Below are 13,890 nucleotides of genomic sequence, written 5' to 3'. Positions count from 1 at the left end.
AATCACTTAAACATAACTGTTAAATATTTCAACATTTATTTAACTCTTTAAATTAAAATAAAAAGCCCAAGCTTTCGCTCGGGCTTCCTTGATTTTTGTTAGATATTTATGTTAGATCTATTGATTATTTTTGATCAATAACTCTAAATGTAGTTCTTCTGTTTGCTGCATGCTCACGTTCTGTACAAGAAACTCCGTCTTTACATCTGTTTGTTAATCTAGCTTCTCCGTAACCATTAGCAGTTAACTTACTTGGGTTAATCCCTTTAGAAACTAAATAATTAACTACTGCTTGCGCTCTTCTTTCTGATAAAGATTGGTTACTTGTTTTTGATCCTCTAGCATCTGTATGAGATTCTATTGCTACAGCTACTCCGTCTTTTAAGATTGGTAATAAACGAGCATCAATAATTCTTTTTGCCCCAGAGGTTAATATAGCACTTCCTAAATTCCAATTAATAGGTAATGGTGTATTATTTACTAATTTACATTCTACTTCTTTCCAAGTGGTTAAACCTCCTTTAGAAACCAACACTTCTTTAGTTACTGTCTTATATTTAGCTTCAACAGGCTTTTCTTCAGAATAAGCATCTCTCTCCAATAAAGTTTTCTTTATAGAAGCATATTTAGGGTCGATTTTAACAGTTCTCGTTGTAGGAGGAGTTGCCATAACCGTTTTCTTTAATGTAGTTGTAACTTCAGGAATTTCAATCTCTCTAGTTCCTTGAACTGCAGGAATTGTTTTTTTAACCGTAGTTGTAACTTCAGGAATTTCAATAGATCTAGTACTTGGTGGTGTTACCATTACCCTCTTCTTAACCACTTTAGTAATTGCAGGTACTTCTACCTCTCTTGTAGTTGGCGGAGTAACCATTACTGTTTTTTTAACTACTTTTGTAACCGCTGGAATATCAACTAACCTTGTAGAAGCAGGAACATCTACAACCGTTCTTTTAATAGTTTCTTTTACCTCAGGAATTTCAACAACTCTAGTGGCTGGAGGCGTTACCATCACTCTCTTCTTTACTATTTCTGTTACTTCTGGAATATCTATTGTTCTAGTAGTTGGTGGAGTAACCATTACTCTTTTCTTTACAACTTTAGTTACTTCTGGAATATCTATTGTTCTAGTACTTGGTGGAGTTTTCATTACTCGTTTCACATAAGTTGCATTTCCACATCCACCTGGAGTAGTACTTTCATCACATTCAGGCGTTGTAATTACAGAAGCATCTGCAGATAAAATGGTTTTATCTACTGTTGTAAATTGAGCAGGTACTTCCTTGTAACACCAATAACGACAATCATTAGGGTCTGAAGAAGTACAATCAGGAGCTCTTTCACTCATTTGCCATTTAGCCGACTTAGCTCTAACTTCAATTACTTCACTATCTCTTGAAAAAGAAGCAGGTACAACTCTTAATTTATTTCCATATTCTCTTTTCTTATAAGAAACTGTTTCAGTACCAAAAGTAGCTGGTACAACCTCTAAACGTTGGCTAGCTTCTTTTACAACAACTGTAACATCACGCATTTCGTATTTTGCTGGAATAATCTCTACTCTTTGAGAAGCCTCTTTTACAACTACAGTAACATCACGCATTTCATATTTTGCCGGAATAGTTACTAAACGTTGGCTAGCCTCTTTTACAACAACTTCTTCTGTAATTGTTTTCATCTTAGCAGGTGTTACCTCCAAACGCTGACTAGCTTCTTTTACTGTTATCACCTCATCGCGAACTTCAAACTTAGCTGGTACATTGATTAATCTTTTGTACCCTTCTTTAACAGTAACAACCACATCACGCATTTCATATTTTGCTGGAACTACTTCTAATCGCTTAGACGCTTCTTTTGTTACAACAGAAACATTCTCTACTGATGGCCTTCCTAAAGTTTTTTCTAAACGTTTAGAAGCTTCTTTAGTTACTACTGTAAAATTTTGTGTTTCATATTTCGCAGGTACTACAACTAGTTTTTCTCCTCCTTCATCTACTAACACCCTTTCTGTTATAGTTTTATACTTTGCAGGATAGGTAACAATTCTTTTATAAGCTGGCGCTACTTCAATTGTTACATCTTCGTTTTTCCAAACTTCAGGAGTTTTACATCGAACGTAACACTTTCCTGGTTCTGCATTCGTTGGTAGATCCTGAGCAGATACCGTAAATCCGATTGCTATTAAAGCACCAGATAACATAAGTCTTTTCATAATGGATAAAATTTGTTTTTTGATTACTTAGCTTTTTTGTGACACTTTTTCGGGGGAAAGGTCACATGCCTAACAAATATAAACAAATTTTATCAGTGTTAAAGAGATGTTAAAATGTTTTATAATTTATTAAAATACAAACTCTTAACAATACCATCAGACAACCCTATTTTAGGAACAAAAATTCTTCTCGCACCACTCCATTTCATTGCAGAAAGATAAATTTTTGTGGCCGGTACAATTACATCTGCGCGATCGGGATTTAAACTTAATTCAGAAATTCTATCCTCATAGGACATTTTTTTTAAGTATTCAAATTGCGCATTTAAATAAATATATGATATTGGTCTACCAGCATCTAATCCAGACATTTTAAAAATCTTATTGATGTTTCCACCGGAACCAATTAAAGAAATCCTTTTATATTCTGCTGTGTTTTTAGTAATCCATTCTTCTACTTTGCCAAATATTTTTTTATTTTTTTCTTTTGAATTGTTTATTAAACGAACAGTACCAATTTTAAATGATTTAGAATTAATAATTTTGCCTTCAGAGAAAATAGTAAGCTCTGTACTACCTCCACCAACATCTACATACAAATAAGTTTCATCAGAATTTATTAGATGTTTTAAATCTGTTGAAGAGATAATTGCAGCTTCTTTAGCACCATTAATTACATCTATTTCAACACCTGTTTTTCTAAAAATCTTTTCAACTATTTCTTCACTATTAGAAGCTTCTCGCATTGCTGAAGTTGCACACGCTTTATACTTTTCAACACCATGAACCTTCATTAATAATTTAAAAGCTTTCATGGCGTCTATCATTCGATCGATGTTATTATCAGAGATACTTCCATCAACAAAAGCATCCGCTCCTAAACGAATAGGAACTCTTACTAAAGATGATTTTTTAAATTTAGGTTCTTTCTTTTTATCTTCTATTACATTCGCTACCAGCAACCTTACTGCATTCGAACCTATATCTATGGCGGCGTATTTCCTTATCTTCAAAAGTGATTCGTTTTATTTATGATATTTAGGAAACTCAACAAGAACTGTGGTTCCTTTTTTAATATTTTTCCAATGTTTTTCTTTAAACTGAATACCAACTACCCCACAAGTAGTTACATGAGCTATAGGCTTACTTCCAAACTTATTCACAAAAGTATTTATACCATGATCGTGACTAAAGATAATTGCACTATCAAAACTATCATCTAATGCTTTTACTGTTTTCACAAGATAACCATCACTAAAACTATACAATTGCTTACTAATTTTTAAATTAGCCATGGGATAACCAAAGTTTTCACAAAAAATTATTCCTGTTTGTAATGCTCTATTTGCACTACTAGAAATAAACACATCTGGCCTTTGAATATTTTTCGCTAAATATTTAGAAACTAAATGAGCATCATTAATTCCTCTTTCTTTTAGCGGTCTATCGTGGTCTTTTACACTTGTATATTTCCACGATGATTTAGCATGACGAACTATGTAAATTGTTTTCATTCAACTAAAAAAGAATGTTCAAATATAGTATTACGGAGCTAAACGTTCAAGCTTCCAGTTAAAATCTTTTTGTAATTCGTAACGAATTCTATCGTGAAGTCTGTTAGGACGTCCTTGCCAAAACTCTATTGAAACTGGCTTCACTATAAAACCTCCCCAATGCTCTGGCCTTGGTATTTCTTTGTTTTTAAACTTCTCTTCAAATTCAGCAAGGCTATCTGACAACACTTTTCTGTCAGCAACCACTTCACTCTGATTAGATGCCCAAGCTCCTAATTTACTTCCATCTGGTCTTGACTCAAAATATCCATCAGACAAATTCTCTGCGACTTTTTCTGCAGTACCTTTTATAATAATCTGTCGTTCTAATCCTGCCCAAAAAAACGATAAACAAACATTTCCATTTTCTGCTATTGCCTTTCCTTTTTCAGAATTATAATTGGTATAAAAAATAAAACCTTCATATGTATATTTTTTTAATAGAACAACTCTAGTTTTTGGAAAACCATCTAAACCGATTGACGCAATACTCATTGCATTAGCTTCATCTACTAATTCAGAATCATTTGCTACTAAAAACCAATCTCTAAACAGTTCTATAGGATTTTCTGGACAATTAGATTCTAACAATTCTGATCTCTCATACGACTTTCTGTAATCGCTTAAATCTTGTGACATTTGTATTTTTTTAGCTTTGTAAAAATACAATATAAATGCGAGTTCTTTATAAATAGTATACATTTGTTCATCTGAAAATAAAAGGTATGAATAACAATATTGCGGTTAGAATTTATAAAGCTATTCAATACATAGAAGAAAATAGTAACGCTAAACTTTTGTTAGAAGATGTCGCCACTAAAGCTCATTTTTCTCCTTTTCATTTTCATCGTATTTTTAAAGCTATAACAGGCGAGACTTTTAATAATTTTATTGTTAGAAAGCGTATTGAAAAATCTACCGATTATTTGCTTCACAAACCGGACAAAAGTATTTCTGAAATTGCTTTTTCTTCAGGTTTTAGCACAATATCTTCATTCTCTAGAACTTTCAAAAAGTTTTATGGGATGAGTCCTAAACAATTTCAAGAAAGTAGTTCGAGTAGATTTAGCAAGATTTGCAAAACAGAAAGCAAGAATGGTAAAATAGAAACTCAACTGGAACAATACATTTGTAACATGAATGAACATTTACAATTTATTGATAGTAACGCAAAAAAAATAGATACTGTTTTCATTAACGACATTGATGTAGCTTATATTCCACACATAGGACCTTTTGAAAATTTAGGTATTGCATTTCAAAAACTACTTCAATGGGCTTACCCTAGAAACTTAATGAATGGAGAACATCAAATTATGTCAATTTACCATGATAGCCCAAAAATCACTGAACCTGATAAGCTAAAAGTTAGTGCATGTATTAGTCTAAATGGAATTAATATTGATACAACTGATATAAACACTCGTACTATTCCTTCAGGAAAATATATTAAAGCTAATTTTGAATTAGGAATAGATGAACTTCCTAACATGTGGGAAGGTATTTTCGTTTGGATTTTTAATAAAGGATATAAAATTAACAGTGAATTAAATCCTTTTGACATTTATCATAACGACTTTAATACGCATCCTCAAAAAAAATGTAATACCACTATTTATATTCCTGTACTTTAAAAAAACAGTTCAGCTTATTTTTTTCACAATTCAGTATTTCTTTTTATGAAAAAAAAGAAGACAAACACACCTTTGTGTCATCAAATAAAAAAACGACATGAAAACCAAACTATTTATTTTTTCTCTTTTAATGAGCTTTGTAACTTTTGCTCAAGTAGAAATTTCTGGTAAAGTTATAGACACTAAAGGAAATCCAATTCCTGGAGCAAATGTATATTTAGAGGGAACTTACGACGGAGCTTCTACAGATGAAAATGGAAAATATAGCTTTACAACTTCTGAAGAAGGAACACAAACCATAATAGTTTCATTTATCTCTTTTGAAACTTTTTATAAAACAGCCTTGTTAAGTAAACTAAATAATTTAGTAATAAAACTTAGAGAAGATGTTAACACTTTAGATGCAGTTGTAATTAATGCAGGAAGTTTTGATGCTGGAGAAAAAGCAAGAGCTGTAGCTTTAAAACCTTTGGATATTGTTACCACAGCAAGTGCTTTAGGTGATGTAGTTGGAGCTTTTCAAACATTACCTGGAACCTCAGCCAATGACGAAGATGGTCGATTATTTGTTCGAGGTGGTGACGCAAATGAAACTCAAATGTTTATTGATGGAATTCGAGTTTTTAACCCTTTTGTCCCAACATCTAGTAATGTTCCAACCAGAGGACGTTTTTCTCCTTTTCTTTTTAAAGGAATGACTTTTTCTACTGGTGGTTATTCTGCCGAATACGGACAAGCGCTATCGAGCGTACTTACTTTAAACACTATTGATCAACCAGATCAAGAAAAAACTGAAATCCAATTAATGACAGTTGGTGCTGGAATTGGAAACACTCAAATTTGGGGTAAAAACTCTTTCAGTATAAACACTTCTTATATCAACTTAGCTCCTTATCAAATTGCATTTCCAGGAAGAGAAGAATGGAATAAACCTTTTGAAGGTGCAAGTGGTGAAATGGTATATCGTTATCAACCAAATGAAGATGGATTATTAAAACTTTATAGTGCTTTTAACTACTCTAATTTAGATGTGATTCAGGAGGATATTAACTTCGCTAACGGTTTCAATTTTGCTTTACAAAACACCAACCTTTACTTTAATGGTTCATACAAACAACGTTTAGGAAGCAGATGGTCTATTTCTGGAGGAATGAGTTATACTAATGAAAATACTGATTTTACTTTGCAAGATAATCTGATAGATGATCAGGAAAATTCTGCTCACTTTAAAATAAAAGTTTCTAAGCGTTTTTCTAGTCGAATAAAAGTAAACTTTGGTTCAGAATATTTTATCACAAACTTTAAAGAAAAATTTACATTAAATAACACCAACTCTTTTAACTACGGATTCAATAATAATATTTTTGGAACATTTGCGGAAACAGATATTTTCTTTTCTAAAAAACTAGCAGCTAAAGTTGGACTTAGAGCCGAAAACAATGAGTTTTCTGATCAAATGACGTTTTCTCCAAGAGCTTCATTAGCCTATAAATCAGGAGCTAAATCTCAATTCTCTTTTGCTTATGGTAAGTTTTACCAGAATCCAAGAAGTGAATATTTAAAATTTTCTACCGATTTAAATCCTGAAAATGCGACACATTACATTGCTAACTATCAATTTATGAAAGACAAGCAACAATTTAGAATTGAAGCTTACTACAAACAATATGATGACTTAGTTAAAGTCGACGATCAGTTTGCTTCTCCTTCTTCTAATTTTGATAATAATGGAGATGGTTTTGCAAAAGGTATAGATGTTTTTTGGAGAGATAATAAAAATATTAAAAACTTAGATTACTGGGTATCGTACTCTTATTTAGACACGGAAAGAGATCATAGAAATTTTCCTACTAAAGCAATTCCAAATTTTGCATCATCACACAATGCTTCTGTAGTTGGTAAGTATTGGGTTGATTCTTGGAAAACTCAACTTGGTATTTCTTATAGATTTGCAACTGGTAGAACATATACAAACCCTAATAAAACCGGTTTTTTAAATGAAAAAACTAAAAATTATAATTCCGTAAGTTTAAACGCTGCTTACTTAATTAGCCAACAAAAGATATTATACTTCTCTGTGAACAATGTTTTAGGAACAGAAAACGTTTTTGGCTACAATTACAGTAACCAACCGAACATAAACGGAACTTTTGAAAGACAAGCATTAAGACCTACAGCAGATCAATTCTTTTTTATCGGATTTTTCTGGTCTATTAGTGATGATAATAAAAGTAATCAACTAGATAATCTTTAATATGATTATCAGCAAACTATAAATAACAATAATCAAATCACAATTCGGTAACCAAAAATAACAACTCGGTAAGAATTTTGATTAAATAAAAATAAATCGAAAGATATTTGAAATGAATTTAAATCTTAAAACTATGCAAAGACTTATTTTACTCCTTTTCGTATTCGTGTTAAGCACTTTTTCAAGCATTTTAGCACAAGAAACATATTCTATTACTATTGATTTTTCTGGAATGAAATCAGACAAAGGTGATTTATATATCGCTTTATATAACTCTGAAGATACTTTCTTAAAAACTCCAATGAAAGGTGAAATCGTAAAAGTAAGTGACAAGAAAGCTACAGCTGTTTTTAAAAACATTAAAGCAGGAAATTATGCAATTTCTGCTTTTCATGATGAAAATGATAATAAAAAAATGGACACTAAAATATTTGGTATTCCAAAAGAACCTATAGGAATTTCTAATGATGCCAAAGGATTTTTTGGACCTCCAAAATATAAAGATGCACAATTCACTGTCGATAAAAATATTTCTTTAGCCATTACGATAAAATAAAAACGCTTATCATGAAAAAAATAATCACTTTATTCTTATTAACTGTATCAGTTTCAATTTTTAGTCAATCGAAATACGATACAGGAATGCGAAAAGCTTTCGAACTTTGGGGAGCGAATAAAAATGATCAAGCATCTCAATTATTTGAGAGAATCGCTAAAGCTGAACAAAATGAATGGTTACCATCTTACTACGTGGCAACCATTGAAATACTAGGAAGTTTTGGTTTAAAAGATGAAGCTAAACTAAACTCTAAATTAAAAAGAGCACAAGAATTTTTAGATATCGCCAAAAGCATTTCTCCTAAAAATCCTGAAATCATGATTAATCAAGCTTTATTAAATACAGCTTATATTGCTTTTGATGGACAAAAATATGGAATGACTTTATCTGGTAAAAATGCAGTTTTATATAACGAAGCTCTAAAATTAGCTCCAAAAAATCCTAGAGTTATTTTAGGAAAGGCTGAATGGGACATGGGAAGTGCAAAATTTTTCGGTCAACCTATAGATCCATATTGTAAAGATGTTGAAAAAGCCTTAGCCTTATTTGAAAAAGAAGAACTACCTAAATACTATCCCAAATATGGAAAAGAAAGAGCCGAAGAAATTTTAAAAAATTGTAATCAAGATAAATAAAAACCAAAAAGAGCATTCTAACGAATGCTCTTTTTTAATTACATATTATTTTTTTTTATTTCTTAAGAATTAAAGTATCTAATTTCATTTCTTTCTGTAACCATTTCTTTAATTCGATTTCCTTCTTAGCTACATAGTCTTTCTTCAATTTACTACTCCAAATCACAGTAGCTTCTGGAAGTGTATCGATTTTAATAAAATCTTTTGTTGATAATACTTTAGAAAAACGAATTTCTTGAATATCATTAAATCTAAGCTTTGCTCCACCAGCAATCTTACTAAAAGGAATACTACTTTTATCTGCTTTTTCTATTGTAGACGTTAATCCTGAAATTTCATTTTCCAATTCCTTTATCTTATCCTGCAACCCATTAATAACATAATCTTTCTGATCTAAGTTATTATATGCTCTTTCTAAAGATTTAGAAATATCATCTATACTTCTCGATTTATTTCCAATAACAAAAACTTCATAATCAGAAATTTTATCGTAATCTTTAACTTTCAGCTTTAAGTTTGTTTCTACAGCAGGAGCTATTTCTCCATTAAATCTAAGTCTAATTTCCTTTAAATCATCATCCTTTTTAGGTTCTCCATTTAACCATAAATTATCATTATCTGTAACTTCTTTCTTTATGTATTTATTAAAACTAGCATCTAAAACAGTTTCCTTATACACTTTTAAGAATGTCATAACAGCAGGTACCATTACTAATAATGCTATTAAAGAAGCAATTTGAGCAACACGTTTTCTCTTTTTAGAATTCACATAACGAATCATAGTAAACCCTAACAACTTTAACACAATAAAAGTCGCTAAAGCAATAAAAATAGCATTAATCGTAAATAAATACATGGCTCCTAAGAAATAATCGATATTACCAATAGCTAAACCATAACCTGCTGTACATAATGGAGGCATTAATGCTGTAGCAATTGCCACACCAAAGATTACCGAGGCGATCGTTCCTTTTTTAGTTCGTGCAATAATTAAAGCTAATCCTCCAAAGAACGCAATTAATACATCACGAATATCTGGCTTTACACGCCCCATTAATTCAGATGTATCTTCTTTTAATGGAAAAATAAAAAAGAAAAAGAAAGCAGTTATTAAACTTAACACGATCATTGTAGCTAAGTTAATTAACGATTTTTTTAGTGTATCAATGTCATTTATAGCTAACGACATTCCTACACCTAAAATTGGCCCCATTAACGGAGATATTAACATGGCTCCGATTACTACTGCAGTTGAGTTTGCATTTAAACCAATTGATGCTACAAAAATTGAACAAATTAAAATCCAAGCAGTAGCTCCCTTAAAAGGAATATCTCCTTTGATCGCTTCAATTGTAGCCTCCTGATCTGTATCATGTTTAAAATCTAAAAGTTCATGCAGAAACGTTTTAAAACTAGACCAAAGACCTTTTGCATCTTTTTTTACAGCTTCCTTTGATTTATCTATATTTTCTTCTTGCTTATTTTCATCCATACTTACATTCTATTTTTTGGTGGAAAGATACAAAAAGATGAATTATTTTTCTAAACATCCAACAGTTAACCCTATGAGATTATATGAATTTAAAAAAACATTCATCTACAGTAATTAACCAATAATCTAAACTTAAATCCTTCTTAAATAAATTCTAAAACTATTTTTTATACATTTTTCTATTTTGACTGCATTAATTAAGACTACTTGATGATAATGAAAAAATTAAACATATTATTTATTGATGATGACGAAGTAGAAAGAATGAAGTTTTCCCGTGTTTGCAGGCAAAGTAATCATATTACTGAAGTTATAGAAGCTACAAATGGAGAAGATGCATTAGAGAAATTAAAAAGTTCTTCATTATCTCAACTCATTTTTTTAGATTTGAATATGCCAAAAATGAATGGAATTGAATTTTTGGAAATATTAAAATCTGACGAAAGATTAAAATATATTCCAATTATTATTCTTTCCAGCTCTGACAATATGCAGGATCTTAAAAGATGTTATGAACTTGGTATAGCAGGTTATATATTAAAACCAATTCGTTACGAAGATTATAGCAAAAACGTTACTACTATGCTCGATTATTGGACTAGTAGTGAATTAGTCAGTTAAATTATGAAAGGAATCGTTTTTACAGAATTCTTAGATTTAGTAGAATCTAAATTTGGACTCGAAACAGTTCAACAAATTATTGATGAATCTGAACTAGAATCCAAAGGTATTTATACAGCTGTTGGCACATATAAATTTACCGAAATGGTATCGTTACTTACTAATTTAAGTAACCTTACAAAAATCTCCAAAAACGATCTTTTAAAAGTTTATGGTTTACATTTTTTTGATGCACTAGCAAACAATTACGGAGTTATTTTAAAATCTTATAAATGCCCTATTAAATTACTATCATCGATTGAAGAACATATTCATGTACAGGTACGAAAATTATATCCTGATGCTGAATTACCAGAATTCGAAACTATAGAGCAAACTGACGAAAAATTAATCTTAATTTATCGTTCTTCAAGATCTCTATACACTTTTGCTCATGGATTAATGGAAAAAAGCTTCAAACATTATGGTTTAGATTGCGATATTAAATATGAGTTACTTAAAGAAGATGGTACAGAAGTACGCTTTGAAATCTTAAAAAAATGAGTGACACTAAAATAGTACTTTTAGAAAAAGCTCTTCATAGAGAAAAACTAGCTAGAAAAGCTGCTGAAAAAATACTTGAAGACAAATCTTTAGAACTTTATCAAACTAATCAAAATTTAAGAAACGTCATTTCTGAAAAAGAAATTCATCTCGAAAGTCTTTTTAAAACGATCGTAGATCCATATATATTAATGGATTTATATGGTAATGTTTTAAAAATGAACAATGCTTCTCAAGAATTCTTCGGTTATACAGACACTTTTAATGTTGTTCATACTCTATATAAAGAAGATATGGAGTATGCCATGGAGTCTTATGCCATTTTATTAGAAAAAGGCACTTTTAGAAACTTTAGGGTAAGAGTGTATAATAAAAACAAAGAAGTAAGATGGATAGAAATAAATTCTAGTTTAGTTTATAACGATAAAAATGAACCTATTTTTGCACACGGAATTGTTAGAGATATAACAGAAGACCTAATTGTTCAAAAAGAAAGGGAAGAACTTTTAAATCATTTAACCATAAGCAACAAAGAACTTAACGATTTTGCACATGTTGTTTCTCATGATTTAAAAGCTCCGTTAAGGAGTATGAATGCTTTAGTTACTTGGCTTCATGAAGATCTAAGTCATTTAATTAATAATGAAGACATAGAAAAAAACTTCAAATTATTAATTAAGAAAATTGATAAAATGGACCATTTAATTAATGGTATTCTGAAATATGCTGGTGTTGATAAAATTGAAAGATCTGAAAGACAAGTAGATTTAGATCTTGTTTTAAGTGATATTATTTATACAATTCACATCCCAGATCATGTCAAAATTAATATTCCGAAGAAACTTCCAACTATTCGAGGTGATAAATTTAGAATACATCAACTTTTTCAAAATTTAATTAGTAATGCTGTTAAATATGCCAACAAAGAAAACGGATTAGTTACTATAAGCTACGAAGACAAAAGTGAAAATTGGGAATTTAGAATTCAAGACAACGGTAAAGGAATAAAGGAAAAATATCACAAAAAGATTTTTGATATTTTCCAAACCCTAGACGACCACCACAACTCAACAGGTATTGGTTTAGCCATAGTTACAAAAATTATTGCTTTATATAAAGGTAAAATTTGGGTTGAATCTGAATACGGAAAAGGGGCTACTTTTATAGTTTCATTACCAAAATGATAATTCTTACATTTAATTTAATTTTCATTACCCCACTAATAAAAGAGCTTTATAATCAAAAAAAACGCCCAACTCCCTCAAGTTAAACGCCCTTAATAAAAATCCCCTAATTAAAGTATAAATGTAGTGGGGAGAGCAGGATTCGAACCTGCGAAGTCGAAAGACAACGGAGTTACAGTCCGTCCCATTTGGCCGCTCTGGAATCTCCCCAAAATTTTCAAAGAAAAAGCCCCCTCAAGGAAGCTTTATTGTGACCGGGCTGGGGCTCGAACCCAGGACCCTCTCCTTAAAAGGGAGATGCTCTACCAACTGAGCTACCCGGTCATTTTTTCTTAGCGGTTGCAAATATATAAAGCTTTTTTAATTCTACCAAACATATTTTCAGAAAAAATAAATGTTTTTTTCAATAAAAACACCACCTCACTATCTATCAGTAATTTACCCATTATTTAAATATGCTTCTCTAACTTTCTTAAATAAATTAGAAGAATAAACAAAATCCACTACAGCTTTATTATCTGTTTTAAAAATCTCCTTACTGCTTCCTTCCCATGCTTTCAAGCCGTTTTTCAAAAAGACAATCTTATCTCCAATTTCCATAACAGAATTCATATCATGAGTATTTATTACCGTTGTTATCTGATACTCTTCTGTAATCTCTTTAATTAAGTTATCAATAAGTATAGAAGTGCTTGGGTCTAATCCTGAATTAGGTTCATCACAGAATAAATATTTTGGATTCATTACTATTGCTCTTGCGATAGCAACTCTCTTTTGCATTCCTCCAGAAAGTTCAGCAGGAAATTTCATATTTGAATTTTCAAGATCAACTCTCTTAAGCACAAAATTTACTCGCTCTAACATTTCATTTAAAGATTGCTTAGTAAACATTTTTAATGGAAACATCACATTTTCCTCTACATTTAAAGAGTCAAACAAAGCACTTCCTTGAAAAACCATTCCTAACTCTTTCCTAAACTCTCTCTTATCATCAATAGTCATTTCTGTATTAACTTGACCATTGTATACTATAGTGCCTTTCTCAGGCACATGAAGTCCTAATAAACTTTTTAGAAAAACTGTTTTTCCAGCTCCACTCTGACCTATTATTAAATTAGTCATGCCAGGTTCAAAAGAAGTTGAAATTCCTTTTAAAACCTCAGCTTCACCAAAACTTTTATGTATATCATTAACCTTAATCAT

Annotated in this window: 13 protein-coding genes and 2 tRNA genes; 7 read left to right on the top strand and 8 right to left on the bottom strand. The window is 30.8% G+C overall.

Annotation, left to right across the window (positions count from 1 at the left end; all coding sequences use genetic code 11):
- Window positions 1-124: 124 nt before the first annotated feature.
- The 4 genes from AC2TEO_RS14715 to pdxH form a co-directional block, all read right to left on the bottom strand.
- Entirely contained in the window at window positions 125-2,212 is a 2,088-nt protein-coding gene (locus AC2TEO_RS14715) for an OmpA family protein (RefSeq protein ID WP_442265538.1), read from the bottom strand.
- 119 nt (window positions 2,213-2,331) lie between these two features.
- Complete coding sequence (locus AC2TEO_RS14710; protein WP_442265537.1) at window positions 2,332-3,225, bottom strand: Ppx/GppA phosphatase family protein; 894 nt, start codon at window positions 3,223-3,225, stop codon at window positions 2,332-2,334.
- A gap of 12 nt (window positions 3,226-3,237) precedes the next feature.
- Window positions 3,238-3,726: a SixA phosphatase family protein gene (locus tag AC2TEO_RS14705; protein WP_442265536.1), complete on the bottom strand. Its 489-nt coding sequence runs from the start codon at window positions 3,724-3,726 to the stop codon at window positions 3,238-3,240.
- Between the two features lie 30 nt (window positions 3,727-3,756).
- Window positions 3,757-4,404, bottom strand: coding sequence for a pyridoxamine 5'-phosphate oxidase (gene pdxH, locus AC2TEO_RS14700; RefSeq protein ID WP_442265535.1), 648 nt, complete (start codon window positions 4,402-4,404; stop codon window positions 3,757-3,759).
- Between the two features lie 86 nt (window positions 4,405-4,490).
- Between pdxH and AC2TEO_RS14695 the strand changes: the two genes are divergently transcribed.
- The 4 genes from AC2TEO_RS14695 to AC2TEO_RS14680 all read left to right on the top strand — a co-directional run bounded on the left by AC2TEO_RS14695 (window position 4,491) and on the right by AC2TEO_RS14680 (window position 8,847).
- Window positions 4,491-5,399 carry an AraC family transcriptional regulator gene (locus AC2TEO_RS14695; protein ID WP_442265534.1) on the top strand — a complete coding sequence of 303 codons (909 nt, stop codon included), beginning with the start codon at window positions 4,491-4,493 and terminating at the stop codon, window positions 5,397-5,399.
- A gap of 97 nt (window positions 5,400-5,496) precedes the next feature.
- Entirely contained in the window at window positions 5,497-7,653 is a 2,157-nt protein-coding gene (locus AC2TEO_RS14690; protein ID WP_442265533.1) for a TonB-dependent receptor, read from the top strand.
- 133 nt (window positions 7,654-7,786) lie between these two features.
- The gene (locus AC2TEO_RS14685; protein WP_442265532.1) at window positions 7,787-8,209 is read left to right on the top strand and encodes a DUF2141 domain-containing protein; all 423 of its coding nucleotides are present in this window, start codon (window positions 7,787-7,789) and stop codon (window positions 8,207-8,209) included.
- 11 nt (window positions 8,210-8,220) lie between these two features.
- Window positions 8,221-8,847 (top strand): hypothetical protein, encoded by a 627-nt coding sequence (locus tag AC2TEO_RS14680; protein WP_442265531.1) that lies wholly within the window; start codon window positions 8,221-8,223, stop codon window positions 8,845-8,847.
- A gap of 55 nt (window positions 8,848-8,902) precedes the next feature.
- Here the strand turns inward: AC2TEO_RS14680 and AC2TEO_RS14675 are convergent, their stop codons facing one another.
- On the bottom strand, window positions 8,903-10,339 hold the full coding sequence (locus AC2TEO_RS14675; RefSeq protein WP_442265530.1) for a DUF389 domain-containing protein: 1,437 nt from the start codon (window positions 10,337-10,339) through the stop codon (window positions 8,903-8,905).
- A gap of 210 nt (window positions 10,340-10,549) precedes the next feature.
- On the opposite strand from AC2TEO_RS14675, the gene AC2TEO_RS14670 reads away from it, so the two are divergent.
- From AC2TEO_RS14670 to AC2TEO_RS14660, 3 genes are read left to right on the top strand one after another with little or no spacing between them, the layout of a single operon-like run.
- Window positions 10,550-10,960, top strand: a complete 411-nt coding sequence (locus AC2TEO_RS14670) for a response regulator (RefSeq protein ID WP_442265529.1) — start codon at window positions 10,550-10,552, stop codon at window positions 10,958-10,960.
- Window positions 10,961-10,963: 3 nt separating this feature from the next.
- Window positions 10,964-11,503: a heme NO-binding domain-containing protein gene (locus tag AC2TEO_RS14665; RefSeq protein WP_442265528.1), complete on the top strand. Its 540-nt coding sequence runs from the start codon at window positions 10,964-10,966 to the stop codon at window positions 11,501-11,503.
- On the top strand, window positions 11,500-12,687 hold the full coding sequence (locus AC2TEO_RS14660; protein ID WP_442265527.1) for a sensor histidine kinase: 1,188 nt from the start codon (window positions 11,500-11,502) through the stop codon (window positions 12,685-12,687). Before AC2TEO_RS14665 ends, AC2TEO_RS14660 begins: the two co-directional genes overlap by 4 nt.
- A 127-nt stretch (window positions 12,688-12,814) precedes the next feature.
- Here AC2TEO_RS14660 and AC2TEO_RS14655 read toward each other — a convergent pair.
- From AC2TEO_RS14655 to AC2TEO_RS14645, 3 genes are all read right to left on the bottom strand, one after another.
- Window positions 12,815-12,897 (bottom strand) — tRNA-Tyr (locus tag AC2TEO_RS14655).
- A gap of 41 nt (window positions 12,898-12,938) precedes the next feature.
- Window positions 12,939-13,011 (bottom strand) — tRNA-Lys (locus tag AC2TEO_RS14650).
- 114 nt (window positions 13,012-13,125) lie between these two features.
- Window positions 13,126-13,890, bottom strand: coding sequence for an ABC transporter ATP-binding protein (locus AC2TEO_RS14645; protein ID WP_442265526.1), 765 nt, complete (start codon window positions 13,888-13,890; stop codon window positions 13,126-13,128).

It is taken from the genome of Tenacibaculum aquaeponti (assembly GCF_057221555.1).
Note: the sequence above shows the minus strand (reverse complement) of the source record. Positions and strands in the feature narration are given on the sequence as shown.

Excerpts from the sequence above, each read along its gene's own strand:
- AC2TEO_RS14690 (WP_442265533.1), top strand. The coding sequence starts at position 5,497 with ATGAAAACCAAACTATTTATTTTTTCTCTTTTAATGAGCTTTGTAACT.
- pdxH (WP_442265535.1), bottom strand. The coding sequence starts at position 4,404 with ATGTCACAAGATTTAAGCGATTACAGAAAGTCGTATGAGAGATCAGAA.
- AC2TEO_RS14665 (WP_442265528.1), top strand. The coding sequence starts at position 10,964 with ATGAAAGGAATCGTTTTTACAGAATTCTTAGATTTAGTAGAATCTAAA.
- AC2TEO_RS14675 (WP_442265530.1), bottom strand. The coding sequence starts at position 10,339 with ATGGATGAAAATAAGCAAGAAGAAAATATAGATAAATCAAAGGAAGCT.
- AC2TEO_RS14705 (WP_442265536.1), bottom strand. The coding sequence starts at position 3,726 with ATGAAAACAATTTACATAGTTCGTCATGCTAAATCATCGTGGAAATAT.
- AC2TEO_RS14695 (WP_442265534.1), top strand. The coding sequence starts at position 4,491 with ATGAATAACAATATTGCGGTTAGAATTTATAAAGCTATTCAATACATA.
- AC2TEO_RS14715 (WP_442265538.1), bottom strand. The coding sequence starts at position 2,212 with ATGAAAAGACTTATGTTATCTGGTGCTTTAATAGCAATCGGATTTACG.
- AC2TEO_RS14670 (WP_442265529.1), top strand. The coding sequence starts at position 10,550 with ATGATAATGAAAAAATTAAACATATTATTTATTGATGATGACGAAGTA.
- AC2TEO_RS14685 (WP_442265532.1), top strand. The coding sequence starts at position 7,787 with ATGCAAAGACTTATTTTACTCCTTTTCGTATTCGTGTTAAGCACTTTT.
- AC2TEO_RS14645 (WP_442265526.1), bottom strand. The coding sequence starts at position 13,890 with ATGATTAAGGTTAATGATATACATAAAAGTTTTGGTGAAGCTGAGGTT.
- AC2TEO_RS14660 (WP_442265527.1), top strand. The coding sequence starts at position 11,500 with ATGAGTGACACTAAAATAGTACTTTTAGAAAAAGCTCTTCATAGAGAA.
- AC2TEO_RS14680 (WP_442265531.1), top strand. The coding sequence starts at position 8,221 with ATGAAAAAAATAATCACTTTATTCTTATTAACTGTATCAGTTTCAATT.